Source organism: Nonomuraea fuscirosea, from assembly GCF_003001935.1.
Taxonomy (GTDB): Bacteria; Actinomycetota; Actinomycetes; order Streptosporangiales; family Streptosporangiaceae; genus Nonomuraea; species Nonomuraea fuscirosea.
On sequence record NZ_PVNG01000017.1, the window covers coordinates 249689 to 275883 of the forward strand.

Sequence of the window (26195 nt, forward strand, 5' to 3'; positions counted from 1 at the left end):
CACCCCTGTGACCACCGCAGCACGTGGGCACGAGGGGTGCCCCGCGTCCGGCGCAGGCCACTCCCGTGAGATCACCTGCCTGCGCTTTCCCCCTCGGCCGCGAACCCGGCCCCTTGGTCCTGGCCCCACCCGCCGCCGCATCGTCCACCGGCTACGGCTACCCCGACCCGAGTAACCCGGCCGCGGTCCAGATCGGCCGCGGCTACAACCAGCAGTTCTACCTCTGCCCGGCAGCGCCGAGCATCCGCACACCGAGCTGATGCAGTAGCCGGCCCAGGCGGCTGCGCAAACGCCCGACGCATCGTGATCACGTTGCTGCGCGCCAGACTCACCTCGAACGTCCGACCGAACCCGATCTTGGCGGCGTCCCGCAACTGCACAGCATGAGCTGCTGCGGCTATGCCTCTCGTCTGGGTCATGTGGCGCGATTCTTACCAACGGATCCAATGCGGCCGCGACCATGTACGTGCTTGCGTTTTAAGGTTTCATGATCGTTTTGACGCTCGCGGTAGCTGTCACTTTCTGGGATAGCCGTCACCTGAGCGCCGATCGGCAACCTGTCCATGGCCTAATTTGCAATACCTGTGTCATTGACGCCATCCACGTCACTGACCAGGATGAATGTCATGCGGCGACGAGTGGTTGTGGTGATCTTCGACGGGTTCCAGCTCCTTGATCTGGCCGGGCCAGTGGACGTGTTCGAGACCGCGAGCTTGTTCGCCCAGGAGGGCGGCTACCGGGTGGAGGTGGCCGCGGTGCGCGTTGGCGCCGTGGCGGCTCACGGCGGGATCGCGATCGACGCGGCAATAGCCCTGCGCGAGGTCGAAGGGCCGGTCGACACGCTGCTGGTGCTGGGCGGCCTGAAGATCCCGGACTGCGTGGATGATCGGGAGCTGGTTGAGCAGATCGCCCGGCTGGCGCATGTGAGCCGCCGGGTCGCGTCGGTCTGCACCGGAGCCTTCCTGCTGGCTGAGGCCGGGCTGCTGAATGGCCGACGGGCGACCACGCACTGGATGGCGGCCGCCGACCTCGGCCACCGTTACCCGGCTACCACGGTGGACGCCAATCCGATCTACATCCGGGACGGGGAGGTTTGGACCTCGGCCGGAGTCACCGCCGGAATCGACCTCACGCTCGCGCTGGTGGCCGAGGACCACGGCCACGCGCTGGCCCGGAAAGTCGCCCGCGGGCTCGTGGTGTACCTGCACCGGCCGGGCGGGCAAGACCAGTTCAGCACCCCAATGAGGGCCGGCACACCGCGCACCGAGCCGCTGCGCGAACTCCAAGCCTTCATCGACGCCAACCCCGCCGATGACCTGAGCGTGCCGGCACTGGCCCGGCGCGCAGGGATGAGCGAGCGCCACTTCTCGCGGATCTTCACCAACCAGACCGGAGTCTCTCCCGGCCGATACGTCGAGCGCAGCCGCGCCGACGCCGCTCGCCGACTGCTGGAGAGCACCGGCCATCCGCTCGACCGCATCGCGAGCCTATCCGGGCTCGGTACGCCGGAAACCCTCTACCGCGTCTTCCGCCGACACTGGCGGATCTCACCCGGCGACTACCGCCGCCGGTTCCAGACACAGGAGAACTGACCATGCACGTCGCCATCCCTCTCTACCCCCGGTTCACCGCCCTGGACGCGGTCGGCCCCTACACCGTTCTGGCCTTCGCGCCGGGCTGGACGGTCACTTTCGTGGCCGCCGTACCCGGCCCAGTCATCGACGACAAAGCCAGCCTCGCGATCACCGCTACCGCCTCTTTCGCCGACCTGCCCCGGCCGGACGTGATCCTGGTACCCGGAGGCCCGGGGACCCTGGCCGCCATGGGCGACCAGCAACTGTTGTCCTGGATCCGCGCCGCGCACGAGCACACCCGATGGACCACCTCGGTCTGCAGCGGCTCCTTCGTCCTCGGCGCGGCCGGTGTGCTGGCCGGTCGTAAAGCCACCAGCCACTGGGGCTGGGCCGAGCAGCTTCCCGCCGTCGGCGCCGAACACGTCAAGGAACGCGTCGTATTCGACGGCAAAATCGTGACAGCCGCTGGAATCTCCTCCGGCATCGACATGGCGCTGACCTTCCTCGCCGAGGCGCAGGATGAGGAGACGGCGCGGACCGTGCAGCTCGCGATCGAATACGACCCCCAACCGCCGTTCAACGCCGGCAACCCTCATACCGCCCCCGCCTTCCGGCGCGAGGCCGCACTGAACCTGATCTTCTGACCGCATAACGAGCAGCAGCCACCCGTTCCAGCAATCGTGACCCGGCTCATCGTGCATCCGTGGCGCACCTGAGCGTCGCACCGTCTTGGGTGATCACGATTGAGTGGCACAGCGGGCACGCCACCGTGACATGGGGGCCGGAGAACAGTGGAACGAAATCCGGCGTTAGCGAGTGGTCGACCTGGTCCAGGCCGTACTCACAGCCTGCGTTCCCTGAAGCGGTAACGCCGGATTCCGTTCCATCGCACACCTAAATCGGTCTTCAACAGGCGCGCCAATTGAACGCTGTGTAACGATTCCAGGACTCTCCGGAAAATTGATTATGTTTGGCCCTACCTTGCGGGCCGTGCCTGTGGAGTTCTTGAATGACGACGTCGTAGCCAAATACGGACGGTTCGACGGTCCTCCGTCGCGGGCCGAATTGGAGAGGGTCTTCTTCCTCGATGACGCAGGCAAGGCCCTGATCGCCAAACGGCGCGGGGGCACCTGAAACTCGGGTTTGCCTTGCAGCTCGGGACGGTGCGTTTCTTGCGCACGTTTCTCACCGATCCGCTGGACGTGCCAACGGAAGTCATGGACTTCGTCGCCGAACAGCTGGAGATCGCCGATCCGTTGTGCGTGAAGCGCTACACCGAGCGGGAGAAGACTCGTCTGGACCACATGTGGGAGATCCGGCGTGTCTTTGGACTGCGGGACTTCGCCGAGGTCGAAGACGAGCTGACCGCGTGGGTGGACGCGCGGGCGTGGATGTTCGAGGAAGGGCGCACCGCGATCTTCCACGGCGGTGAAATGGCTGGCCGAGCGCGATGTGCTGCTGCCGGGCATCTCGACGCTGACGCGCCTGATCGCCCACGTACGCGAACAGGCGATTGCGCGGCTGTGGGACGCCTTGAACGAGGTGCCGACGCCCGAGCAGCGCCAGGTGCTGATGATGGTGCCGGAGATCCGACCGGGGATGCGGATGTCGGATCTGGAGCGCTGGCGCACCGGGCCGGCGCGAGCCTCGAGACCGGAGATGGTCAAGACGCTGTAGCTGGTCAGGGAGATCTGCCAGGCGGGGTTCGGAAAAATCGAGCTGGGCACGCAGATGCCGCGCCGACGGCTGGCGGAGCCGGCCCGCTACGGCATAGGCGCCAAGCCCTCACAGCTCAAGCGCCACCCCGAGGCGCGCAAGCCGGCCACGCTGCTGGCCACGGTGCGCCATCTGGAGGCCAAGACGGTCGATGACGGCCTTGAACTGCTGGACCTGCTGATGGTCACCGAACTGCTGGGCAAGGCGCAGCGGGCGGCCGGCAAGGGCACGGTGCGCCGGGCGCCCAAGCTGGCCAAGGCCTCGGCCCGGCTGGTGGTGGCGGTGGAGGTGTTACTGGAGGCTACCGGCTGGGGTGAGGAGATCCGGCCGGCCGAGGTGTGGGACGCGATCGACATGGTCATTCCCCGCGCGGAGTTGCGGGCGGCGGTGGCCACGGTGACCGGCATAGTGCCGCCGCCGGACGCCGAGGACGACGGCGGCTGGCGAGCGGAGATAGCCGGGCGGATCGCCACGGTCAGCGGGTTTGTGAAGCTGCTGCCGACTCTCATCGCTTTCGGCGCGAACGCCGAGGGGATCGAGGTGTTGCGGGCGATGCGCTGCCTGGCCGCCCAGCTGGACTCCAGCCGCAAATGGACCACCAAGACCACGCACGCGCAGGTGGTGACCGGGCCGTGGAAACGCCTGGTGTTCGGCCACCCGGCCGATCCGGGTGGCGCGGTGGACAAGAACGCCTACACCTTCTGCGTACTGGAGCAGTTCCACCGGCATCTCAAACGCCGGGAGATCTACGCGGAGACCTCGCTGCGCTGGCGTGATCTGAACGCGCACCTGCTGGAGGGTGCGGAGTGGGCTGCGGTCAAAACACCGGTGCTGACCGCCCCGGGGCCTGCCCGAGGACCCCGGCGCGCTGCTGGCCACTCACTTGGCTGGCCTGGATGCGGCCTATCGCGAGGGCGCCCGGAAGTCCTGCCAGTCCAAGCTCTCCCGATCGAGGAAGGTGAACAGGTACTTCAGGTCGTACCCGTACGCGCTCAGAGTGTTCGGCGAGAACTCCCTGTCCCGAAGGTGATCCAGGAGCCGGCGGACCGGCCCCACCGGCTCTCCCTCATCGTTGACCGGCCGAACCCGGCGGACGATCCTGCCATCCCGCTCCCTGACGACCCGCATCTCGGCCTCCCCGCCTTGCGGCAGCAGGGATGTGGGCCAACGTATGCGACGAAGACGCGTCAAAGAGGAGAAACTCCAAGGTCATCCCAAGCGAATGTCCAGATAAGAACGTGTATGGAAAGTACTCGTTCGCGCTGCCGCAGCTGCCGGGCGGGCGCCGGCAGCTGCGCGACCCGGACGCCGCAGGCGACGAGGACGACGACGAAGAGGGGGCGTAGATCCGCCTCAGCGCATCAACTGCCGCGTGGCCCGCCAACCCGATCTCCAACGACCACCACGTCGAGCATCGAGCACCTCCCGGCATGGTGGTTCACAACAGTTGCGCCTGGACGAATCCGGCCAACAGGACGGTGACGCCGCCGATCTCGCCGACGATCAGTGCGGACATGAAGGCAGCCGTACCGCGGACGGGATGGCGAAGCTGGTTGTCGGTGTCCTGGCGCCAGCCATGGTAGATGTAGGTTCCGATCGCCGCGACGAAGAACAGGATTACGACGCCGGCCGCGACGAGATTCACCACCGGCGGCCAGCCACTCAGCTCGACGAACACCGCGATCAGCAGCGTCGCGAACGAATAGAGCAGCGCAGCCCTGTGAGCGATGTCCACATAGGGGTGGGCCACGTGCTGTTCCGAGTGGACCATCTGCCGGTGCTTCCAGACGCCTAGCACCAATGCCCCCAGGAAGATCAGCCCTGCCGGCAGCAGCACGACGATGGTGTCCGTGCCCAACGCCGGATCGCTACGCATGATCGGCCGCCAGGAGCGGGCCAGCAGAGGGTGAGCCTCCTCGGGGCCGGCGTCGTGCAGCGAGTACCCATCCTGCTGGAGCACCGCCGGTTGCCAGCTCCCGCATTCCATGGTCGGCCCGTCGTCCGCTGGCCATCTGCCTCACCACACCTTATCTAGACACTGCTGTTCGACTTATCGCAAGTTCGACCATATCCTAAGTCGAACACATATGTTCAGTTTAGGAGGGTTGATGAATCAGACCCCACATGCCAGGTACCACCTGGCGGCAGCCGACGGGCAGCGAACGTCTCGGCGCTGGTTGGTGCTGGTCCTACTGTGCCTGGCCCAGTTCATGGTGATCCTGGACGTGACGGTGGTGAACGTCGCGCTCCCGGTAATCGCCGACCGGCTCGACCTGGACCGGACCGCGCTGACCTGGGTGATCACCGCTTACACGCTGTGCTTCGGCGGGCTGATGCTGCTCGGCGGGCGCATGGCCGACGCGCTCGGCCGCAGGCGCGTGTTCCTGGCCGGGCTGGCGGTGTTCACCCTCGCCTCGCTCGTCTCCGGGCTGGCCGGTGACGCGGCCATGCTCGTTGCCGCGCGTGCCGCGCAGGGCATCGGTGCGGCAATGTTGTCACCCGCGGCCCTGTCGATCGTGACCACGACTTTCCACGGCCCGGACCGCAATCCCGCGCTCGGCGTCTGGGCGGCCATCGGCGGCGCGGGCGCGGCCATCGGCGTGCTGCTCGGCGGGGTGTTCACCGCCGGACCCGGCTGGGAATGGGTGTTCTTCATCAACGTACCGGTCGGCATCCTGGTCGCCGTGACCCTGCCGATGGTGGTCCCCTCCGGCCGTTCCACCCGCCACGCGACCCAGATCGACGTGCCGGGCGCGGTGACCGCCGCCCTCGCCGTCGGCTCACTGATCTACGGGCTGGTGCGGGCAGGCGACACCGGCTGGGGCGACACGGTGACGCTGCTCGCCCTCGCCGCAGGCGTCGTGCTGCTGGTGGTGTTCGTCCTGATCGAGCGCGTCACGATGGTGCCGCTGGTGCGCCTGGCAGTGCTGGCCCGGCGTCCCGTGGCCGCAGGGAACCTAGTCATGTTGACCGCGTCCGGTCTGCTGCTGGCCCACTTCTTCCTGGGCTCTCAATACCTCCAGCACGTGCTCGGGCTGAGCGCGCTGAGCACTGGGCTGCTCTTCCTCCCCGCCGCATTGGTCATCGGGCTCGGCACGCACCTGGGGGTGCGGATCGTCGGGCGATTCGGCGGACGGCCCGCTGCCGCAGCCGGGTTTCTCCTCGCCGCGATCGGCGCGCTGCTGCTGGCCCAGCTGCCCGCCGACGGCAACGCACTGGTCCACTTTCTGCCCGGCTTCGCCATCTCCGGGCTCGGCCTGGGCGCGACGTTCGTCACTGCGACCATCACCGTGATGGCGCACGTCGATCCGCACGACGCCGGCATGGTCTCCGCGCTGATCAACACCGGACACGAACTCGGCGCCACCCTGGGCATCGCGTTCGTATCCACCATCGCCGCCGCCAGCCTGGACACCATGCCCATGGGCCCAGCATCAGTCACCGGATTCGGCGCGGCGTTCACCGCCGCCGCCGTAACAGCCGTGATCATGGCCACGGCCGCCGGGTGGCTGATACCAGCGGGCCGCCCGCCTGCCACCGACGGCCCCGTGTTCGCCCACTGACCATCTAGGCTGGGTCATCGTGGGAACCACGGACACGGGCCATCAACCAGACGGCGCCGGGGAGAAGCAGAGTGCGCCCCGGCGCCGCGCCGACGCCGAACGCAACATCACCGCCATCCTCGACGCCGCGCTCGTGTGCTTCACCGAGCAACCCCAGGCGAGTATGACGGCGATCGCCCGCACCGCCGGAGTCGGACGGGTCACCCTCTACGCCCACTTCCCCTCACGGGAAGTACTGCTGGAAGCCGTCCTCGACCACACCATCACCCTGGCCAGCGCCGTCATCGACACCGCCGCCCCGAACGAGGGCCCCGCCGTCGACGCCCTCAGCAGGCTGCTGCACATCTCCTGGCACGTCCTCGACCGGCACCGCCGACTGTTCGAGATCGCCCAACGCGAACTCGACCCCGCCGTGCTGCGCCAGCACCACGACCAAGCCATGAGCCGTGTCGAGCAACTCCTCATCCGCGGTCAGCAGGAGGGAGCCTTCCGCACCGACCTCCCACTGAACTGGCTGGTCACCACCGTCTACAGCCTGCTGCACGCCGCCGCCGCCGACGTCAACACCGGACACCTCAAGCAGAACACTGCCGCCGACGTACTCGAAGCGACCTTGTTGCCCGCCTTGCGGCCTCCACAAGCGACAGTCCGTCGGCGTCGTAGAGGCTGAAGGACCAGGACCATCACACATTCACGGCCGTGTTGCGGTCCATCGGCCACCATGGGTGCCGACACGCCGCAGCAGAGTTCGCTCTACGTCCGCACCAGCACACGCTGCCCGTGCTGCCAACGCCTTCTCGACCGTACGGAAGCCCACCCCATACGACAGGCTTGAGTAGCAGCGGGGCAGCCATTAATAATCTTGTCGGTTAACGGTGTGCTGTCATGGATCTTGGCTATGGACGTGTCTCGACCCGCGACCCAAACCCCCACGCCCAGCGCGACCGACTGCAGGCCGCCGGATGCGACCGCACCTACATCGACACGATCAGCGGCACCCTGTCCAGCCGCCCCGCATTCGACAAGGCCCTCGACGCGCTGCGCGTCGGCGACGTCCTGGTCTTCACCAAGCTGGACTGGCTCCGCCGCTCGGTGAAGATGCTCAAACAGATCGCCGACCGCGTCCAGGGCGCCGGCGCCGGCCTGCGGGCGCTGGATCAAAACATCGACACCACCACACCCGAAGGCCGCCGGGCAAGCGCTCAGCGAGCTGTGGGGGCAAGCACGACGGCGACCTGGAACCGCAACCGCGCCGCTATCGTTTCCTGGCTGTCCTGGTACCGCACCAAGAAGCACTGGGCCGCGCCGTCGGTTCCGGCCGACGCTGAGCGCCGCAAGGAGAGCGCCGACGAGACCCGCGCGGTCGCCAAGACCGCGATCCACCGGCTTCTGTCGCGCCGTGACATCCCACTGCGTGAGCGGGCGCTGTGGCGGATGCTCTATGAAACGGCGGCCAGAGCGGGTGAGATCCTGGCAGTGAACGTCGAGGACCTCGACCTGGAGCACCGCCGCACCCCCGTCCGGTCCAAGGGCGGCGCGGTAGAGTGGGTGTACTGGGACAGCGGCACCGCCCACCTGCTGCCCCGCCTGCTCCGGCTCCCGGACGGCAGCTCACGCACGCACGGCCCGCTGTTCCGGTGTCCGAACGCCGCCCCGTCCCCGCCCGCCGCCCGGCCGCCGCCGACATCTGACCGCACATCGGCCGGGGCCGCCTCGGTTACGACCGCGTCCGGGTGCTGCTCGACACCTACGCCGGGCTCGACCTGCACCAGCTGCGCCACAGCGCCGCTACCCACCTCGGTGAAGCCGAAGTCCCGCTGGAGCTCATCATGGGCAAGACCCGGCACAAGAACCCCCGCACCGCCATGCGCTACGTCAAACCCGGCCCTGAGGCCATCGCCAAGGTCAGCGAGCACCTCGCCCCGCCCAGCCGCCGACACTGAGGCCCAGTCACGAGGCCGGACCCCGGACGCCATCCCAGGCAGCTCAAACAAGGTGATCGCTCCATCCGCCCTGGTGCTCGGTGATCACTGTGGTGACCCCCACGACAAAGACCGATCCAAGAATCACGACCTCAACCGATCCAAGTCACAGCCTGCGCGGGCCGTTCGTCCGATAGGCGAGGACCAACGGCCCTTTCCCGGCCGGGGGCACGTCACGAGAATGAAGGAAGACACCCGCCGAGGCGAGAGAATCCCATCCCCGCGGCGGCCCGACCGGCACCGGAGAGTGGCAGTCACGATGCTCCGGCCGCAGAAGGCGGCGACTCCGGGCCGGACGGGACCGTTCGATCACTCGGCGGGTGTCTTCATCTCCACACCCGATGCCGTCAGGGTGCGCGGTCAGAGGCCGTGGGTGCGGCGGCCGGTGATCTGGTGGGGCGCGATGCGGATGTACAGGTGCCGATCGCCGCCCGCCCAAGGGGTGACGTCGGCGCCGCTCACCGTGGCCGCCTCATCGTCGGGTACGTGGTGGGCGGGGCCTTGGACGAGCACGCTCCAGCCCTCGCGCCGTGCCTCGTCGATTCGGTCGACCTGGAAGCCGATCTCGATCTCCACGCCCTCGACACCCGTGCGCAGGTCCTGGTCCATGGGGCCGCCGTGGGCGGTGCGGAAGACCATCGCGCCGTCGTGCACCTGATAGCGCTCATACCCTCCGCCCAGCAGAGCCTCCTCCGTGGTCTCCAGCGCCTTGGCCAGCCGGGTCACCGTGCCCCTGTCGGGGGCGCCAAGGTGGTCCTCCAGGCGCTGAACGCATCCGGCCGACATGTCCGCACGATCGGCCACCTCCTCCAGCGTCAGGTTCAGCTTCGTACGGTGATGGGTGATACGACGCCCGAAATCGCCCGGATGAGTCATGAGTGTCTCCTCGACGGTGCGGACAGGGGTGACAGCTGATGCGAGCCGCCCCAGGCGAGGCTACCCAGCCACCCGCCCCGCCGGACGGGGGCCTTCTGTTCCTCAGCACGGGCCTCTGTGCGGGGACCAAGGTCCTTCCGCCTCGGGTCGTACGGCACTGAGCGCCGGCCGCCGCGAACGGTGTGATGGAGGTGAGACAGGAAAGCGCGAAAGATCAGGAAAGGGGAGGCCCGCCATGGCCACCACCATCAACCGGCCCATGACGCACATCAGCGTGGACAAGGCGGAGCACAAGACCCCCGCCGACTACGTCTGGGCGCTCGCCCGGATCTCGCTCGGCTGGATCTTCCTGTGGGCGTTCCTGGACAAGACCTTCGGCTGGGGCTTCGCCACCCCGGCGGCCAAGGCCTGGATCAACGGCGGCAGCCCGACCACCGGCTTCCTCAAGGGCACCGGCGAGAACGCGCTCGGCGGCCTCTTCTCGGCCCTGGCCGGACAGGCATGGGTGGACTGGCTGTTCATGGCCGGTCTGGCCGGCGTCGGCCTGGCGCTCGTGCTGGGCATCGGCACCCGGATCGCGGCCGGCGCGGGAACCGCGATGCTGCTGCTGATGTGGGCGGCTGAGCTGCCCCTGACCACCAACCCGTTCATGGACGACCACATCGTCTACGCCATCGTCCTCATCGGCCTGGCCCTGGCCGGCGCCGGCGGCACCCTCGGACTGGGCAACCTGCCCGTCGTCCGCCGCACCCCGTGGCTCAGGTGACCACCCCGGCCACCCGCCCGCCCTGCCCCGCAGGGCGGGCTTTCGCCGGTCAGAACGCGAGGAGGAAGACATGATCGTACGAATGGACGGATGCCCCGGGCCCTGGACACATGTCCGGACGCCGATGATCGGCGCGGTCGCCGGCCGAGAGGCACGTGATGGTGCCTGGCTGACGGAGCGATCGAGATGAGGCGGAGCTCGATGGCGGAGACCGGGGGAAACGTGACGGAGAAGACGGACGGCCGGGCCATGCTGATGCTGGTCCTGGCGACGGTGGGGTTCGCGGTGAACTTCTGGGCCTGGGCGCTGCTCAGCCCGTTAGGACCACGCTTCAAGGAGCTGCTCGGCCTGTCGGCGCCGCAGCAGGCGCTGCTGGTCGCGGTGCCGGTGATCGTCGGCTCGCTGGGGCGGATCCCCGTGGGCGCGCTGACCGACCGGTACGGCGGCCGGGTGATGTTCCCGCTGGTGTCGGCCGTCACCATCGTGCCCGTGCTGTTCATCGGCGTGGCGGGGCAGACGTCGCTGGCCGCGCTGCTGGCCGGCGGCTTCTTCCTGGGCGTGGCCGGGACCGCGTTCGCGGTCGGGGTGCCGTTCGTCAACGCGTGGTTCCCGCCGCACCGGCGCGGGCTGGCCGTGGGGATCTTCGGCGCGGGCATGGGCGGCACCGCCGTCAGCGCGCTGACCACGGTCGGGCTGGTCGAGCGCGGCGGCGCGGCGCTGCCGTTCGTGATCACGGCGGTCGTGCTGGCGTTGTACGCGGTCGTGGCGTGGCTGGTGCTGCGGGACGCGCCCGGGCGGAGCGTGGCGGGACAGCCGCTGCTCGCCCGGCTGGCGGCCACGGCGAGGTTGCCGATCACGTGGCAGGCATGCCTGCTGTACGCCGTCGCCTTCGGGGGATATGTCGCCTTCTCCGTCTACCTGCCGGCCTACCTGCAGACCGGGTACGGCCTGGAGCAGGCCGACGCCGCCTACCGGATGGCCGGGTTCGTGGCGCTGGCGGTGCTGATGCGGCCGCTCGGCGGCTGGCTGTCGGACCGGATCGGTCCGGTACGGGTGCTGGCCGGGGTGTTCACCGTGGTCGCCGTCATGGCGGCGGTGCAGGCGCTGACGCCCGCGCTGATGCCGGTCGGCACGGTGGCGTTCCTGTCCATGGCGGCGGCGCTCGGCGCGGGCAGCGGCGCCACGTTCGCGCTCGTGGCCCAGGTCGCCCCGGCCGACAAGGTGGGGTCGGTGACCGGGCTGGTCGGGGCGGCCGGTGGGCTGGGCGGGTTCGTGCCGCCGCTGGTCATGGGGTTCATCTACGGCCGGCTCGGCTCGTACGGGCTCGGCCTGGCCCTGCTCGCCGGCACCGCCGTGCTGGCGGTCGTGCTGACGCTGACCGCGGTGCGGTCCTTGACCGCCGCCCGGCAGGCGCCGACCGCCCCGCAGGTGCCCGCCGGCTGAGCAGGCGGGACACGAGGGCGGGACACGACGAGGCCGGTCAGCGGGACGGTTCCCAGCCGCGCTTCGCGGCGGGCCGGCCTTCGTCGCGGCTGCGGTAGACGATGTACGGCCGGGTCAGATACCCGACGGGCGCGGTGAGCATGTGCACCAGCCGGGTGAACGGCCAGATCGCGAACAGCGCCAGCGCACTCAGCGCGTGCAGCTGGAACAGCACCGGCGCGCCCGCCATCAGCGCCGGCTCCGGCTGGAAGGTGAAGATCGACCGGAACCACGGCGAGATCGTGGTGCGGTAGTCGTAACCCTCGCCGACCAGGTTGGCCACCACGGTGGCGGCCAGGCCGAGGGCGATGGTGAGCCCGAGGACCGCGTACATCAGCTTGTCGTTGCGGGTGGTGGCGGTGAAGACGGGGCCGACCGTGCGCCGCCGGTAGATGAGGATGACCAGGCCGGCCACGGTGGCGACGCCCGCGACGGTGCCGAGGACGACGGCGGACAGGTGGTAGAGCTCCTCGCTCACGCCGACGGCCTCGGTCCAGCTCTTGGGGATGACCAGGCCGCCGACGTGGCCGAGCGCCACGACCAGGATGCCGAAGTGGAACAGCGGGCTGCCGACGCGCAGCAGCCGCGACTCGTACATCTGGGAGGAGCGCGTGGTCCAGCCGAACTTGTCGTAGCGGTAACGCCACACGTGGCCGAGCACGAACACGGTCAGCGCCACGTACGGCAGCACCACCCACAGCAGGACGCTCATCGGCCCGCCTCCATCACCGCGTAGGGTTCCAGTCCGACGGCCTCGGCGGGCGGCCCTTGCGTGGCCAGCCGCAGCGCGGCCTCCTGCTCGCGCGCCCCGGCCGGGGGCAGCGTGGCCAGCACGGCGGCGACCACGTCCGCGTACGGCGAACGTTCCTCGCACAGCGCGGTGTGCAGCACCTCCACGCCCGCCCGGTGCTCCAGCAGCAGCCGCCTGGCCTCGCGGACGGCGCCGCGCGCCGACAGCTCGCACACCACGGCCAGGTGGTCGGGCAGCTCGCCGTCGGCGATCTCGAAGCCGCCCGCCTTCAGCGCGTGCTTGAAGCGCAGCAGCGCGGCCCCGCGCTTACGCGTGTCGCCGTAGGCGTAGTAGGTGAGGTACGGGCAGCAGCGCCGCTTGAGGTCGAACGTGGCCACGTAGTGCGCCGCGAGCTCGGCGGGCGGCGTGGCGGCGACGTGACCGAGGAAGGCCGACAGCCGCTCGCGCGCCGTGCCCGCCGGCAGCCCGTCCACCTCCTTCCGCAGCAGGCCGAGCGCGTCGTGGAGCCGCTCGTCGGGGTAGCCCAGCAGCACCGAGGCCACCAGGTGGACGGTTCGCACGCTCACTTCTTCCTCCTGGGGAACAGTCCGTCCGGGGTGCCCTTGCCGTCCCAGTTGAGCAGGTTGACCCGGCCGCGCAGTTCGTCGGCGTCGTCCAGGTTCTCGCCGGTCTGGCGTTCGCGCAGAGCGTGGAAGTTCTCCACCGCCACCGGGGCGGGCAGGCCGGACGCCTCGCCGAACGGGCCGGTCATGCCGGGGCCGCCGTCGTAGTCGAGGCTGCACCCCAGCTCCTCCAGCTGGGCGCCCTGCTCGGCGTGGGCCTTCGGGATCACGTACCGCTCGGCGTAGGGGGCCAGGGCCAGCAGCCGGTGCATGCCCTCGACCTGCTCGCCGCGCAGGCCGGCGGCGGTGGCGATCGACTCGTCCGGCTCCCGGCCGAGGTTGAGCCGGCGCATGTACGAGCGCATGGCCGCCAGCCGGCGCAGCACCGCCCGCACCGGTTCCGGGTCGCCGGCGGTGAACAGTTCGGCCAGGTAGCCGACGGGGATGCGCAGCGCGTCGATGGCGCCGAACAGGTTGCCCGCGTCCTCGCCGTCGTGCCCGGTCTTCGCCAGCACGTCCACCACGGGGGACAGGGGCGGGATGTACCAGACCATGGGCATCGTCCGGTACTCCGGATGCAGCGGCAGCGCCACCCCGTACTCGAAGATCAGCCGGTGCACCGGGGACTCGCGGGCGGCGTCGAGCCAGTCCTCGGGGATCCCGGAGGCGCGGGCGGCGGCGATCACCTCGGGGTCGTGCGGGTCGAGCAGGACGCTCTTCTGCGCCTCGTACAGGTCCCGCTCGGACGGGGTCGCGGCGGCCTCGGCGACGCGGTCGGCGTCGTACAGCACGAGCCCGATGTAACGCAGCCGTCCCACGCACGTCTCCGAGCAGACGGTCGGGATGCCGACCTCCACCCGCGGATAGCAGAACGTGCACTTCTCGGCCTTGCCGGTGCGGTGGTTGAAGTACACCTTCTTGTACGGGCACCCCGTCACGCACATGCGCCAGCCCCGGCAGCGGTCCTGGTCCACCAGCACGATGCCGTCCTCCGAGCGCTTGTACATCGCCCCCGACGGGCAGGAGGCCACGCACGACGGGTTGAGGCAGTGCTCGCAGATGCGCGGCAGGTAGAACATGAACGCCCGCTCGAACTCCAGCTTCACCTGGTCCGACACCTTGCGCAGCACGGGGTCGGGGGAGGGGTCGCCGGCCAGGTTGTCGTCCCAGTTGGCGCTCCAGCTGATCTTCATGGGCCGGCCGCTGATGAGCGAACGGGGCCGCGCCACCGGCGTGTCGGCCTGCATCGGGGCGGAGAAGAGCCGGTCGTAGTCGTACGTCCAGGGCTCGTAGTAGTCCTGGATGGAGGGCATGAGCGGATTGGCGAAGATGGAGAAGAGTTTCCTGACCCGGCCGCCGGCCTTCAGCTTCAGCCGGCCGCGCCGGTTCAGCTCCCAGCCGCCGCGCCACCGCTCCTGGTCCTGGTAGGTGCGGGGGTAGCCCTGGCCGGGGCGGGTCTCGACGTTGTTGAACCAGACGTACTCGGTGCCGGCCCGGTTGGTCCACGCCTGCTTGCACGTGACCGAGCAGGTGTGGCAGCCGATGCACTTGTCCAGGTTCATCACCATGGCCAGTTGTGCCATCACGCGCATCAGTAGTCGACCTCCTGGCCGCGGCGGCGGATCACGGTGATCTCGTCGCGCTGGTTCCCGGTGGGCCCCAGGTAGTTGAAGGCGAAGCTCAGCTGGGCGTAGCCGCCGATCAGGTGGGTGGGCTTGACCAGCAGCCGGGTCAGGGAGTTGTGGATGCCGCCGCGCAGGCCGGAGGTCTCGCTCTTGGGCACGTCCACCACCCGTTCCTGGGCGTGGTACATGTACACCGTGCCCTCGGGCATGCGGTGCGAGACGACCGCGCGGGCCACCACGACGCCGTTGCGGTTGACCGCCTCGACCCAGTCGTTGTCGGCGATGCCCGCCTTGGCGGCGTCGGCCGGGCTCATCCAGATGGTCGGGCCGCCGCGCGACAGGGTGAGCATGAGCAGGTTGTCCTGGTATTCGGAGTGGATGGACCACTTGGAGTGCGGGGTGAGGTAGCGCACGACGACGCCCTGCTCGCTCGCGCCGAAGCCCGGCTCGCCGAACAGCGCGGTCATGTTCAGCGGCGGCCGGTAGATCGGCAGCGCCTCGCCCGCCTCGTGCATCCAGTCGTGGTCGAGGTAGAAGTGCTGGCGGCCGGTGAGGGTGTGCCAGGGTTTGCGGTGCTCCACGTTGATCGTGAACGGCGAGTAGCGGCGCCCGCCGCTCTCGCTGCCCGACCACTCCGGCGAGGTGACCACCGGCACCGGCCTGGCCTGGGTGTCGGCGAAGGTGATCTGCTTGTGCTCGTCGGCCAGGCCGTCGAACGAGGTCCCGGTCCTGCGGCCCAGCGTGGCGAAGCCCTGCGCGGCCAGGTGGCCGTTGGTGGTGCCCGACAGCGCCAGGATGGCCTCGCACATGTCGCGGTCGCGGGCCAGCGACGGGCGGCCTTCCCGGGTGCCGTTCATCCGGGCCAGCCGTTCGATCTCGCCGGACACGTCGAACGTCAGGCCCTTGGTGGTGGCGCCGAGCCGCTCCAGCAGCGGGCCGAGCGCGGCCATCTTGTCCGCCACCGCCCCGTAGTCGCGCTCCACGGCGACGATCTTGGGGAAGTCGCGGCCGGGCACGGGCACGCGTCCCGCCGCGCGCCAGTCGTCCACCCGGCCGTGCGGGGTGGCCAGCTCGTCGGCGGTGTCGTGCAGCAGCGGCACGGCGACCAGGTCCGTCCGGGTGCCGAGGTGCGTCCTGGCCAGCTCGCTGAAGGCCCGGGCGATGGCGTGGAAGGCGGCGAAGTCGGTGCGGGTCTGCCAGGGCGGGTCGATGGCGGGGGTGAAGGCGTGCACGAACGGGTGCATGTCGGTCGAGGACAGGTCGTGCTTCTCGTACCAGGTGGCGGCGGGCAGCACGATGTCGGAGAACAGCGTCGTGGAGGTCATCCGGAAGTCGAGCGACAGCAGCAGGTCCAGCTTGCCGCGCGGCGCCTCCTGCGGCCAGGTGACGCCCTCGGGACGCTGATCGGGCGCTGCCTCCTCCGCGCGTACGGCGGAGTCCGTGCCCAGCAGGTGCCGCAGGAAGTACTCGTTGCCCTTGGCCGAGGATCCGAGGAGGTTCGCCCGCCACATCGTCAGCACGCGCGGCCAGTTCTCCGGCGCGTCCGGGTCCTCGCAGGCGAAGCCGAGCCGCCCCGCGGCGACCTGCTCGGCCACGTACGCTCCCGGCTCGGCGCCCGCCTCGTCGGCCAGGTCGAGGGGGTTGCGGTCGAACGTCGGGTACGACGGCATCCAGCCCAGCCGGGCCGACTGCGCCAGCAGGTCGGCGGTGGCCCGGCCGGCGAACATGCCGTCGCCGAGCGGCGAGGAGACCACGTCGGCGCTGTAGGTGTCGTAACGCCACTGGTCGGTGTGCAGGTACCAGTAGGCGGTGCCGATCATCTGCCGGGGCGGGCGCGACCAGTCCAGCCCGAAGGCGAGCTGCGCCCATCCGGTGATCGGCCGGCACTTCTCCTGGCCGACGTAGTGGGCCCAGCCGCCGCCGTTGACGCCCTGGCAGCCGGTCAGCGTGGTCAGCGCCAGCATCGCGCGGTAGATCGTGTCGGAGTGGAACCAGTGGTTCGTCCCCGCCCCCATGATGATCATCGAGCGGCCGCCCGACTCCTCCGCGTTCGCGGCGAACTCGCGGGCGATCCGGGCCGCCGCCGCGGCCGGCACGCCGGTGATCGTCTCCTGCCAGGCCGGCGTGTACGGTTCCGCCGCGTCGTCGTACCCCGACGGCCACCGCCCTGGCAGCCCGTCGCGGGCCACCCCGTACTGGGCCAGCATCAGGTCGAACACCGTGGTCACCAGGTGGCCGCCCACGCGGCGCACCGGCACGCCCCGCTCCAGGACGCCATCGGCGTCGAAGCGCGGCAGCGCCACCGGGACCGCCTCACCCCCGAGGACGCTCAGCAGCGGATCGACCTCGCCCAGGTCGAGGTTCCAGCGGCCCTGCCCCTGCTCGGAGTGGCGGAAGGCGAGCGAGCCGTTCGGCACGACCGGCTCGCCGGTCCGCGCGTCCAGCAGCACCGTGGCGAACGCGCTCTCCCGCTCGTCGAGGTCCGCCGCCGTGAGGAACTTGTCCGGCACGTACGACCCGTCCCGCTCCCGCAGCCGGACCAGGAACGGCAGGTCGGTGAAGCGTTTGACGTAGTCGGTGAACCGCGGGGTGTCCCGATCGGCGAAGAACTCCTTGAGGATCACGTGCCCCATCGCCATGGCCAGCGCGCCGTCCGTGCCCGGATGCGGGGCCAGCCACTCGTCGGCGAACTTGGCGGCGTCGTTGTAGTCGGGCGCGAGCACCACCACCTTCTGCCCGTGGTAGCGCGCCTCGGCCATGTAGTGGGCGTCAGGTGTGCGGGTGACCGGCACGTTCGAGCCCCACAGCATGAGGTACGCCGCGTCCCACCAGTCCGCCGACTCCGGCACGTCCGTCTGGTCGCCGAACACCTGCGGCGAGGCCACCGGCAGGTCGGCGTACCAGTCGTAGAACGACAACATCGCGCCGCCGATCAGCGAGACGAACCGGGCGCCCACCGCGTGCGAGGCCATCGACATGGCCGGGATCGGGGAGAAGCCGGCCACCCGGTCGGGGCCGTAGGTCTTGATGGTGTGCACGTGGGCCGCCGCGATGATCTCGCACGCCTCGTCCCAGGTGACGCGCACCAGGCCGCCCTTGCCCCGGGCGGACTGGTACCTCTCCCGTTTGCCCGGGTCTGTGGTGATCTCCGCCCACGCCGCGACCGGGTCGCCCAGCCGCGCCCTGGCCTTTCGGTACATCTCGACCAGCACGCCGCGCGCGTAGGGGTAGCGGACCCGGGTGGGGGAGTAGGTGTACCAGGAGAAGGCGGCGCCGCGCGGGCAGCCGCGCGGCTCGTACTCCGGCCGGTCGCCGCCGACGCTCGGATAGTCGGTCTGCTGCGCCTCCCAGGTGATGATCCCGTCCTTGACGTAGACCTTCCACGAGCACGAGCCCGTGCAGTTCACGCCGTGCGTGGAGCGCACGACCTTGTCGTGGCTCCACCGGTCCCGGTAGAACGCGTCCGCCTGCCGGCCGCCCACCTGATACAACGACCGGAGATCCGGCGACACTGTCCCGGGCCGCAGATGCCGGCCCATCTTGAGCAGCGCGTCGCTGACCGGTCCGTCCATGCCTGTCATATCAGTGGCCCCTGTCGCAACAAATCCGACATGTCCGGTACAGGCTCTGTCTTAGCCCAACGTCGGCCGGAGAAACTTGGTACAGCCCGATTCGGCCGGAAAACGCGTTATCAGAAGAACTCATAGCCCCTTCAGTCTTGATCAGATACTGGCGACGTCGTAGGCGCGGAACTGCGCGTGCACGCGGTCCAGCAGTTCCTGGTCGGGTGGTGCGACGTGGGCGAGCGGGAAGCGCAGGCCGAGCCGCTCGTACTTGCCGGCGGCCATGCGGTGGAAGGGCAGCACGTCCACCCTTTCCACGTTGCCGAGCCCGGCCACGAAGCGGGCTAGGGCGTCCACGTTGTCCGGCGCGTCCGTCAGCCCGGGGACCAGCACGAAGCGCACCCACGTGGGCCGGCCCAACTCGGCGAGCCGGCGGGCGAAGCGCAGGGTGGGCGCGACGGGGCCGCCGGTGACGCGCCGGTAGGTGGCCGGGTCGTAGGACTTGATGTCGAGCAGCACCAGGTCGGTGTCGGCGAGCAGGGCGTCGGTGGCGCGGACGCCGAGCAGGCCCGAGGTGTCCAGGGCGGTGTGCAGGCCGCTTTCCCGGCAGCGGCGCAGCACCTCGGCGGTGAAGCGGGGCTGCAGCAGCGGCTCGCCGCCGCTGATGGTCACCCCGCCGCCGGCGACGGAGATGAAGCGCCGGTATCTCCCGATCTCGTCCATGAGCTCGTCGGTGCTGACCTGGCGGCCGTCGCGCATCCGCCAGGTCTCCGGGTTCTGGCAGTACCGGCAGCGCAGCGGGCAGCCCGCGGTGAACACGACGAAGCGGGTGCCGGGGCCGTCCACCCCGACCGACAGGTCCCACGAGCTGACCGCCCCGTTCACGTCGAGCCGTGGAAGGTACGGCTGACGACGTCGCGCTGCTGCTCGGGGGTGAGGCGGACGAAGTTGACGGCGTAGCCGGATACGCGGACGGTGAGCTGCGGGTAGCGCTCGGGGTGTTCCATGGCGTCCAGCAGCACGGCCCGGGTGAGCACGTTGACGTTCATGTGGAAGCCGCCCGCGTCGAAGTAGCCGTCCAGCACCCCGGCCAGGTTCGTGACCCGCTCGGCCGGGGTGCGGCCGAGCCCGTCGGGGGTGGCGGTGCTGGTCAGCGAGATGCCGTCGAGTGCCTGGTCGTAGGGGAGTTTGGCGACCGACAGCGCGGAGGCGATCATGCCGTGGCGGTCACGGCCGTTCATCGGGTTGGCGCCCGGGGCGAACGGCTCTCCCGCCCGGCGGCCGTCGGGGGTGTTGCCGGTGTGCTTGCCGTACACCACGTTGGAGGTGATCGTCAGGACGGACTGGGTGTGCTCGGCGTCCCGGTACGTGCGATGCTCGCGGATCTTGGCCATGAACGAGCGCACCAGCTCGACCGCGATGGCGTCGGCGCGGTCGTCGTTGTTGCCGTAGACCGGAAAGCCGCCCTCGACCGCGTAGTCCACGGCCAGCCCGGTCTCGTCGCGGACGACCTTGACCCGGGCGTGCTTGACGGCGGACAGGCTGTCGGCGGTGACGGACAGGCCGGCGATGCCGCACGCGAGGGTCCGCTTGACCGGATGGTCGTGCAGGGCCATCTCCAGGCGCTCGTAGGCGTACCTGTCGTGCATGTAGTGGATGATGTTGAGCGCGTTGACGTAGGTGCGGGCCAGCCAGTCCATCATCCGGTCCAGCGCCTTCGCGACCTCCTCGTAGTCGAGCACGTCACCGGTGATCGGCGGGTACGCGGGCCCCACCTGCTCACCGGTGAGCTCGTCGCGCCCGCCGTTGATGGCGTACAGGAGCGTCTTGGCCAGGTTGACCCGGGCGCCGAAGAACTGCATCTGCCGGCCGACCGGGGCGGCGGAGACGCAGCAGGCGATGGCGGTGTCGTCGCCGGTGCGCGGGCGCATCAGCTCGTCGCTCTCGTACTGCAGGGCGCTGGTCTCGATCGACAGGGCCGCGCAGAAGCGTTTGAACGGCGCCGGCAGCCGCGGGGACCAGAAGACGGTCAGGTTGGGCTCAGGGGCGGGGCCGAGATTGCGCAGCGTCTGCAGGTAGCGGAAGCTCGTCCGGGTCACCAGCGGGCGGCCGTCCTGCCCGATGCCGCCGATCGACTCGGTCACCCAGGTGGGGTCGCCGGAGAAGAGCTGATCGTACTCGGGGGTGCGCAGGAAGCGGACGATGCGCAGCTTGATCACGAAGTCGTCGACGAGCTCCTGCGCCCGCTCCTCGGTGATGCGGCCTTCGGCGAGGTCGCGTTCCAGGTAGACGTCCAGGAACGTGGAGGTGCGGCCGAGGGACATGGCCGCGCCGTTCTGTTCCTTGACCGCGGCCAGGTAGGCGAGGTACAGCCACTGGATCGCCTCGTGGGCGGTGGCGGCCGGCCGGGACACGTCGTGGCCGTAGGAGGCGGCCATCACCTTCAGCTCGTCCAGCGCGCGGAGCTGCTCCGACAGCTCCTCCCGGTCCCTGATGACCGCGTCGGAGGCGTCGGCGTCGTCCAGGGAGCGCAGCTCGGCCCGCTTGGCCTCGATGAGCCGGTCCACGCCGTAGAGGGCGACGCGGCGATAGTCGCCGATGATGCGGCCGCGGCCGTAGGCGTCCGGCAGGCCGGTGATGACGCCGGAACGGCGGGCGGCCAGGATCTCGGGGGTGTAGGCGTCGAAGACGCCGTCGTTGTGGGTCTTGCGGTACTTGGTGAAGATCTCCCGCACGCCCGGGTCGAGCCGGTGGCCGTACGCGGCCAGGCCCTTCTCCACCAGGCGCAGCCCGCCCGTGGGCATGATGGCCCGCTTGAGCGGCGCGTCGGTCTGCAATCCGACGATCAGCTCGCGCTCCCGGTCGATGTAGCCGGGCGCGTGCGCGGTGATGGACGACGGCGTCTTCGCGTCCACGTCGAGCACGCCGCGCCGCCTCTCCTCCGGGAACAGCGCGCTCACCTTCCCCCACACGGCCAGGGTCCGCTCGGTGGGACCGGACAGGAAGCCCTCGTCACCGGTGTAGGGCGTGTAGTTGGCCTGGATGAAGGCGCGCACGTCCACCCTGCTCCGCCAGGCCGTCCCGCCAAAGCCGCGCCACGCCTCTGACCTGGTCGTCGTCATGGCTCTCCCCTTCGCGTCGAATGCCCGCTTTCACCCTCCTGGATCCGAGCGGCGGCCACCGGGGCCGAAAGGCATCGGCAGAAAGGACCAAGGTCACAAACAACGGGTGACGTCGGCCTCCGTACCTGTCGGCACGCCGCTGATGTGCTGGTGATGATTCGGAAGGAGGACAAGGTCATGTCCATCACGTCACTGTCACCACGCCGCAAGCTGGGCCCGTGGATGGCGACCGCACTGGTCGTCGGCAACATGATCGGCTCAGGGGTGTTCCTGCTGCCCGCCTCGCTGGCGGCCTTCGGCTCGGCGAGCCTGGTGGCCTGGGCGCTGACCGCGACCGGCGCGCTGCTGCTCGCGCTGGTCTTCGCCCGCCTCGGCCGCGCCTACCCCAGGACCGGCGGCCCGTACGCCTACGCCCGCCGCGCCTTCGGCGACTTCATCGGCTTCCAGACCGCATGGGGCTACTGGATCGCCGTCTGGGTGGGCAACGCCGCCATCGCGGTCGCCTTCGTCAGCTATCTCGGCTACTTCTGGCCCGCCCTCGGCGACACCGCACTGCTCGCCGCGGGAGTCGCGCTGGCGGCGATCTGGCTGCTGACCGCCGTCAACGTGCGCGGAGTACGGCAAGGCGGCTGGATCCAGGCCGTCACCACCGTGGCCAAGCTGCTGCCGCTGGTCGCGCTGGCCGTGGCCGCGCCGTTCTTCATCGACGCCGGTGACTTCACCCCCTTCAACCCCAGCGATCAAAGTGCCTTCGGGGCGGTGACCGCCGCCGCGTCGCTGACCCTGTGGGCGTTCATCGGCATCGAGTCGGCCACCGTCCCGGCCGAGGACGTCGAGAACCCGGAGCGGACGATCCCGCGCGCCACGGTCGCCGGCGCGATCGTCACCGCCGCCGTCTACATCCTGGGCACCGTCGCCGTCTTCGCCGCCGTCCCCCGCCAGGTGCTGGTGGACTCCACCGCTCCGTTCGCCGACGCCGCCGCGATCATGTTCGGCGGCTGGGCCGGCACCGTGGTCGCCATCGGCGCGATCGTCAGCGCGTTCGGCGCGCTGAACGGCTGGATCCTGCTGCAGGGACAGGTCCCGCTGGCAGCCGCCCGCGACGGACTGTTCCCCCAGGTGTTCGCCAAGGTGTCGCGCTGGGGCACCCCGGCCGTGGGGCTGGTCGTCTCCAGCGTCCTGGTCACCGGGCTGATGCTGCTCAACTACAACGCGGGCCTGGTCGAGCAGTTCAACTTCGTGATCCTGCTGGCCACGCTCACCACGCTGATCCCGTACGCGTACGCGGCGGCGGCGCAGCTCATGCTGATGCTCACCGACCGCGAACGCCTCTCCGGCAGGCGGCTGGCGTTCGACGGCACCATCGCGGCCCTGGCGTTCGCGTACACGCTGTGGACCATCGCCGGCGCCGGCTACGAGGTCGTCTACAAGGGCACGCTGCTGCTGCTCGCCGGCATCCCCGTCTACGTGTGGCTCAAGCGCCGCGACCGCCACGACGTCGCCGGGATCACCAGGAAGGCGGCATGACCGTGTTCCACGTCGACAGCGAGGCCGGCCCGCTCAGGCAGGTCATCCTGCACCGGCCGGGGCTGGAGCTGAAGCGGCTGACCCCCACCAACTGCGACGAACTGCTCTTCGATGACGTGCTCTGGGTCCAGCGCGCCCGCCAGGAGCACGACGCCTTCGCCGACACGCTGCGCGAACGCGGTGTCACCGTCCATCTGTTCGACGAGCTGCTCACCGAGACCCTGAAACACGACCGGGCCAGGACGTGGGTGCTGGATCGCGTCGTCACCGAGCCCGCCTTCGGCCCCACGCTCGCGCCGCCGCTGCGCGAGGCGCTGGAGGCGATGCCGGCCGACATCCTCACCCGTCACCTCATCGGCGGCCTCACCCGGCGCGAGCTCGGCCTGCATGCCGACAGCCTGCGCCTGGCCGGGCTGGGCGAGGACGACTTCGTCCTGCCGCCGCTGCCCAACCACCTGTTCACCCGCGACGCCTCGGCCTGGATCTACGGCGGGGTGTCCCTGCACCCGATGGCCAAGACCGCCCGCCGCCGCGAGACCACGCACGTGGCCGCCGTCTACGCCTTCCACCCGATGTTCGCCGGGCGGGCCCCGGCCTGGTACCCGGCGGAGGCCGAGCGGCCGGCCCCCATCGAAGGCGGCGACATCCACGTCGTCGGCGACGGCGCCGTCCTGGTGGGGATGAGTGAACGCACCACCCCGCAGGCGATCGAGCTGCTGGCCCGGCGCCTGTTCGAGGCCGGCGCCGCCGACCGCGTGATCGCCGCCGCCCTGCCGTCCAAACGAGCGTTCATGCACCTGGACACCGTCATGACGATGGTCGACCGAGGCGTCTTCGTGGTCTATCCCGAGCTGCCGCCGTTGCGCTCGTTCACCCTCACCCCCGGCCTGCACGTGCGCGAGAACGACGACCTGTTCACCGCTCTCGGCGCGGCCGCCGTGCTGCGCGCGGAGCAGGACGTGTGGGCCGCCGAGCGCGAGCAGTGGGACGACGGCACCAACGTGCTCGCCATCGCCCCCGGCGTCGTCGTCGCCTACGAGCGCAACGTCACCACCAACACCATGCTCCGCAGACACGGCATCGAGGTCATCACCATCGCCGGCGCGGAACTGGGCCGCGGGCGCGGCGGTCCCCGCTGCATGAGCTGCCCCATCGAGAGGAACCCGCTGTGAAAGACCTGCTGCGCATCGCCGACCTGACCGAACACGACCTCGCCTACCTGCTCGATCGGGCCGCACACCTCAAGCGTCACCCCAGCGCCGCCGGCGACCCCCTGCAGGGACGGACGGTGCTGCTCTACTTCGCCAAACCCTCCACGCGCACCCGCGTCTCCACCGAAACCGCCGTCGTCCGCCTGGGCGGCGTGCCGCTCACTGTCGGCCCGGCCGAACTGCAGCTCGGCCGGGCCGAAACCATCGCCGACACCGCCCGCGTCATCGGCTCCTACGCCGCCGCCGTCGTGATCCGCACCTTCGACCACGACGAGGTCGCCCGCTTCGCGCGATCCGCCGAGGTCCCGGTGATCAACGCGCTCACCGACGCCCACCACCCCCTGCAGGCGCTCGCCGACCTGCTGACGCTGCGCGAGCACTTCGGCGACCCGCGCGGGCGCAGACTGGCCTACGTCGGCCCCGCCACCAACGTCACCCACAGCCTCATGGAGGCCACCGCGCTGGCCGGGATCTCCCTGGCCGTGGCCACTCCCGACGCCTACCGGCCGGACCCCGAGGCCGAGGCGATAGCCAGGAAGATCGCCACAGGAGGGGACCTGCTCATCACCGGCGATCCGCACGAAGCGGTCCGAGGCGCCGACGCCGTCTACACCGACGTGTGGCTGTCCATGGGCGATCCCCCCGAGCAGAGGGCGGCCAGGACCGCCGCGCTCACCCCGTACCGCGTCACCGCCGATCTGATGGCGGCGGCCGCGCCTGGGGCGATCTTCCTGCACTGCCTGCCCGCCCACCGCGGCGAGGAGGTGGCCGCGGATGTCATCGACGGTCCCGCCTCCCAGGTGTTCCCCCAGGCCGCCAACCGGCTGCCCACCGCCCAGGCGGTCCTGGAAGCGCTCGTCGCCGGCATCCTGGCAGGCGCACAGTGAGAATCGTCATCGCGCTCGGCGGCAACGCGCTGCTGCACCGCGGCGAACGCGCCGACGCGGCCACGCAGATCCGCAACGCCGCGTCCGCCGCCGAGCAGATCGCCCGCCTGGCCGGCCACCACCAGATCCTCGTCGTGCACGGCAACGGCCCCCAGGTGGGGCTCCTGGCCGAGGAGAGCGAACGCGACCCCACCCTGGAACGCGGCTACCCGCTCGACACGCTGGTGGCCGAGACCCAGGGCATGATCGGCTACTGGATCGCCCGGAGCATCGGCCGCCACCTGCCGGACACGCCGGTCGCCGCGCTCGTCACCCAGGTCGTCGTGAACCCCGCCGACCCGGCCTTCGGCCACCCGGACAAACCCATCGGCCCCTACTACCCGGCCGCGGAGGCGGACCGGCTCACGGCCGAGCGCGGATGGACCTTCGTCCAGGAACGGTACGGCCTCCGGCGCGTCGTGCCCTCCCCGCAGCCAGAACGCGTCGTCGAGCTGCCCGTCATCGCTCGGCTGATGGACGCCGGGACGGTCGTGATCGCCGGGGGAGGAGGCGGCGCTCCCGTCACCGGGGACCTCGCGGGCGTGGAGGCGGTCGTGGACAAGGACGCCGTCGCCGCACTGCTCGCCACGCGACTGAACGCCGACCTGCTGGCCATCCTCACCGACGTGCCCTACGTGTACGCCGGCTACGGCACACCACGGCAGCGGCCCATCAGATCCGCCTCGCCCGGCGAACTGGACGACGGCTCCTTCACACCCGGCTCCATGGGCCCCAAGATCGCGGCGGCCTGCGCATTCAGCCGCGCCACCGGGCGGCCGGTGGCCATCGGCGCGCTGGACGAGCTCGTCCAGGTGGTGGACGGCTCCAGCGGCACCCGCATCCGGCCCGCCGGGAGTCCCGAGATCAAGGACCAAAGACACACCCTCACGTGACCTTCTCCCGCTGCGC

The 26195-nt window shown here is 70.2% G+C and carries 23 protein-coding genes and 2 pseudogenes; 17 read left to right on the top strand and 8 right to left on the bottom strand.

Translation table 11 applies throughout. The annotated features are described in order from the left end of the window. Positions 1-65: 65 nt before the first annotated feature. From B0I32_RS56775 to B0I32_RS60275, 7 genes and pseudogenes are all read left to right on the top strand, one after another. The gene (locus B0I32_RS56775; RefSeq protein WP_146178431.1) at positions 66-260 is read left to right on the top strand and encodes a hypothetical protein; all 195 of its coding nucleotides are present in this window, start codon (positions 66-68) and stop codon (positions 258-260) included. 366 nt (positions 261-626) lie between these two features. Then, on the top strand, positions 627-1592 hold the full coding sequence (locus B0I32_RS35415) for a GlxA family transcriptional regulator (RefSeq protein WP_106247209.1): 966 nt from the start codon (positions 627-629) through the stop codon (positions 1590-1592). A gap of 2 nt (positions 1593-1594) precedes the next feature. Continuing rightward, positions 1595-2218 carry a DJ-1/PfpI family protein gene (locus B0I32_RS35420; protein WP_106247211.1) on the top strand — a complete coding sequence of 208 codons (624 nt, stop codon included), beginning with the start codon at positions 1595-1597 and terminating at the stop codon, positions 2216-2218. Positions 2219-2564: 346 nt separating this feature from the next. Continuing rightward, positions 2565-2708, top strand: a complete 144-nt coding sequence (locus tag B0I32_RS56780; protein WP_146178432.1) for a DUF4158 domain-containing protein — start codon at positions 2565-2567, stop codon at positions 2706-2708. A 29-nt stretch (positions 2709-2737) separates the two neighbouring features. Next, a pseudogene (locus B0I32_RS61775) lies at positions 2738-2935 on the top strand (DUF4158 domain-containing protein); the annotation flags it as partial. 67 nt (positions 2936-3002) lie between these two features. Further along, positions 3003-3251, top strand: coding sequence for a hypothetical protein (locus tag B0I32_RS60270; protein ID WP_245956210.1), 249 nt, complete (start codon positions 3003-3005; stop codon positions 3249-3251). A 54-nt stretch (positions 3252-3305) separates the two neighbouring features. Further along, on the top strand, positions 3306-4772 hold the full coding sequence (locus B0I32_RS60275) for a hypothetical protein (RefSeq protein WP_245956211.1): 1467 nt from the start codon (positions 3306-3308) through the stop codon (positions 4770-4772). Here B0I32_RS60275 and B0I32_RS35435 read toward each other — a convergent pair. After that, positions 4729-5250 carry a hypothetical protein gene (locus tag B0I32_RS35435; RefSeq protein ID WP_219912168.1) on the bottom strand — a complete coding sequence of 174 codons (522 nt, stop codon included), beginning with the start codon at positions 5248-5250 and terminating at the stop codon, positions 4729-4731. The genes B0I32_RS60275 and B0I32_RS35435 overlap by 44 nt on opposite strands. Before the next feature lie 148 nt (positions 5251-5398). On the opposite strand from B0I32_RS35435, the gene B0I32_RS35440 reads away from it, so the two are divergent. The 4 genes and pseudogenes from B0I32_RS35440 (at position 5399) to B0I32_RS60280 (ending at position 8796) form a co-directional block, all read left to right on the top strand. Beyond that, positions 5399-6853: an MFS transporter gene (locus B0I32_RS35440; protein WP_106247214.1), complete on the top strand. Its 1455-nt coding sequence runs from the start codon at positions 5399-5401 to the stop codon at positions 6851-6853. Positions 6854-6872: 19 nt separating this feature from the next. Next, positions 6873-7523 carry a TetR/AcrR family transcriptional regulator gene (locus B0I32_RS35445; protein WP_219912169.1) on the top strand — a complete coding sequence of 217 codons (651 nt, stop codon included), beginning with the start codon at positions 6873-6875 and terminating at the stop codon, positions 7521-7523. A 215-nt stretch (positions 7524-7738) separates the two neighbouring features. Further along, positions 7739-7984, top strand: a pseudogene (locus B0I32_RS61780) (recombinase family protein); the annotation flags it as partial. A gap of 602 nt (positions 7985-8586) precedes the next feature. Further along, the gene (locus tag B0I32_RS60280; RefSeq protein ID WP_245956212.1) at positions 8587-8796 is read left to right on the top strand and encodes a tyrosine-type recombinase/integrase; all 210 of its coding nucleotides are present in this window, start codon (positions 8587-8589) and stop codon (positions 8794-8796) included. Positions 8797-9195: 399 nt separating this feature from the next. Here B0I32_RS60280 and B0I32_RS35460 read toward each other — a convergent pair whose 3' ends face one another. Then, positions 9196-9711 (bottom strand): helix-turn-helix domain-containing protein, encoded by a 516-nt coding sequence (locus B0I32_RS35460; protein ID WP_106247217.1) that lies wholly within the window; start codon positions 9709-9711, stop codon positions 9196-9198. 235 nt (positions 9712-9946) lie between these two features. Between B0I32_RS35460 and B0I32_RS35465 the strand changes: the two genes are divergently transcribed. Together B0I32_RS35465 and B0I32_RS35470 are read left to right on the top strand one after the other, a co-directional pair. After that, the gene (locus B0I32_RS35465) at positions 9947-10477 is read left to right on the top strand and encodes a DoxX family membrane protein (RefSeq protein WP_106247219.1); all 531 of its coding nucleotides are present in this window, start codon (positions 9947-9949) and stop codon (positions 10475-10477) included. Between the two features lie 186 nt (positions 10478-10663). Further along, a complete protein-coding gene (locus tag B0I32_RS35470) occupies positions 10664-11920 on the top strand; it encodes a nitrate/nitrite transporter (protein ID WP_342751812.1) in 1257 nt (418 codons plus the stop codon). Between the two features lie 37 nt (positions 11921-11957). On the opposite strand, the gene narI is transcribed toward B0I32_RS35470, so the two are convergent. From narI to pflB, 6 genes are all read right to left on the bottom strand, one after another. Beyond that, entirely contained in the window at positions 11958-12671 is a 714-nt protein-coding gene (gene narI / locus B0I32_RS35475; RefSeq protein WP_106247222.1) for a respiratory nitrate reductase subunit gamma, read from the bottom strand. Continuing rightward, positions 12668-13276: a nitrate reductase molybdenum cofactor assembly chaperone gene (gene narJ, locus B0I32_RS35480; RefSeq protein ID WP_106247224.1), complete on the bottom strand. Its 609-nt coding sequence runs from the start codon at positions 13274-13276 to the stop codon at positions 12668-12670. Before narJ ends, narI begins: the two co-directional genes overlap by 4 nt. Further along, a complete protein-coding gene (gene narH, locus B0I32_RS35485; protein ID WP_106247225.1) occupies positions 13273-14904 on the bottom strand; it encodes a nitrate reductase subunit beta in 1632 nt (543 codons plus the stop codon). The genes narJ and narH overlap by 4 nt, the downstream gene beginning before the upstream one ends. Continuing rightward, complete coding sequence (locus B0I32_RS35490) at positions 14904-18518, bottom strand: nitrate reductase subunit alpha (protein WP_106247227.1); 3615 nt, start codon at positions 18516-18518, stop codon at positions 14904-14906. Before B0I32_RS35490 ends, narH begins: the two co-directional genes overlap by 1 nt. A gap of 141 nt (positions 18519-18659) precedes the next feature. After that, entirely contained in the window at positions 18660-19385 is a 726-nt protein-coding gene (pflA, locus tag B0I32_RS35495) for a pyruvate formate-lyase-activating protein (protein ID WP_106247228.1), read from the bottom strand. Continuing rightward, entirely contained in the window at positions 19382-21622 is a 2241-nt protein-coding gene (gene pflB / locus B0I32_RS35500) for a formate C-acetyltransferase (protein ID WP_106247230.1), read from the bottom strand. The genes pflA and pflB overlap by 4 nt, the downstream gene beginning before the upstream one ends. A 177-nt stretch (positions 21623-21799) precedes the next feature. Here pflB and B0I32_RS35505 point away from each other — a divergent pair, with 177 nt between their 5' ends. The 4 genes from B0I32_RS35505 to B0I32_RS35520 are packed head-to-tail and all read left to right on the top strand — an operon-like array spanning position 21800 to position 26179. Then, positions 21800-23149 carry an amino acid permease gene (locus tag B0I32_RS35505; RefSeq protein WP_106247287.1) on the top strand — a complete coding sequence of 450 codons (1350 nt, stop codon included), beginning with the start codon at positions 21800-21802 and terminating at the stop codon, positions 23147-23149. Further along, positions 23146-24321 (top strand): arginine deiminase, encoded by a 1176-nt coding sequence (locus B0I32_RS35510; RefSeq protein WP_106247231.1) that lies wholly within the window; start codon positions 23146-23148, stop codon positions 24319-24321. Before B0I32_RS35505 ends, B0I32_RS35510 begins: the two co-directional genes overlap by 4 nt. Further along, positions 24318-25247, top strand: a complete 930-nt coding sequence (gene argF / locus B0I32_RS35515) for an ornithine carbamoyltransferase (protein WP_106247233.1) — start codon at positions 24318-24320, stop codon at positions 25245-25247. Before B0I32_RS35510 ends, argF begins: the two co-directional genes overlap by 4 nt. Beyond that, a complete protein-coding gene (locus B0I32_RS35520) occupies positions 25244-26179 on the top strand; it encodes a carbamate kinase (RefSeq protein ID WP_106247234.1) in 936 nt (311 codons plus the stop codon). Before argF ends, B0I32_RS35520 begins: the two co-directional genes overlap by 4 nt. Positions 26180-26195 lie beyond the last annotated feature (16 nt).

Excerpts from the sequence above, each read along its gene's own strand:
- B0I32_RS35470 (WP_342751812.1), top strand. The coding sequence starts at position 10,664 with ATGAGGCGGAGCTCGATGGCGGAGACCGGGGGAAACGTGACGGAGAAG.
- B0I32_RS60275 (WP_245956211.1), top strand. The coding sequence starts at position 3,306 with ATGCCGCGCCGACGGCTGGCGGAGCCGGCCCGCTACGGCATAGGCGCC.
- narI (WP_106247222.1), bottom strand. The coding sequence starts at position 12,671 with ATGAGCGTCCTGCTGTGGGTGGTGCTGCCGTACGTGGCGCTGACCGTG.
- B0I32_RS35440 (WP_106247214.1), top strand. The coding sequence starts at position 5,399 with ATGAATCAGACCCCACATGCCAGGTACCACCTGGCGGCAGCCGACGGG.
- B0I32_RS35415 (WP_106247209.1), top strand. The coding sequence starts at position 627 with ATGCGGCGACGAGTGGTTGTGGTGATCTTCGACGGGTTCCAGCTCCTT.
- B0I32_RS35505 (WP_106247287.1), top strand. The coding sequence starts at position 21,800 with ATGTCCATCACGTCACTGTCACCACGCCGCAAGCTGGGCCCGTGGATG.
- narH (WP_106247225.1), bottom strand. The coding sequence starts at position 14,904 with ATGCGCGTGATGGCACAACTGGCCATGGTGATGAACCTGGACAAGTGC.
- B0I32_RS35420 (WP_106247211.1), top strand. The coding sequence starts at position 1,595 with ATGCACGTCGCCATCCCTCTCTACCCCCGGTTCACCGCCCTGGACGCG.
- pflB (WP_106247230.1), bottom strand. The coding sequence starts at position 21,622 with ATGACGACGACCAGGTCAGAGGCGTGGCGCGGCTTTGGCGGGACGGCC.
- B0I32_RS35510 (WP_106247231.1), top strand. The coding sequence starts at position 23,146 with ATGACCGTGTTCCACGTCGACAGCGAGGCCGGCCCGCTCAGGCAGGTC.
- B0I32_RS35460 (WP_106247217.1), bottom strand. The coding sequence starts at position 9,711 with ATGACTCATCCGGGCGATTTCGGGCGTCGTATCACCCATCACCGTACG.
- B0I32_RS35465 (WP_106247219.1), top strand. The coding sequence starts at position 9,947 with ATGGCCACCACCATCAACCGGCCCATGACGCACATCAGCGTGGACAAG.
- B0I32_RS35490 (WP_106247227.1), bottom strand. The coding sequence starts at position 18,518 with ATGACAGGCATGGACGGACCGGTCAGCGACGCGCTGCTCAAGATGGGC.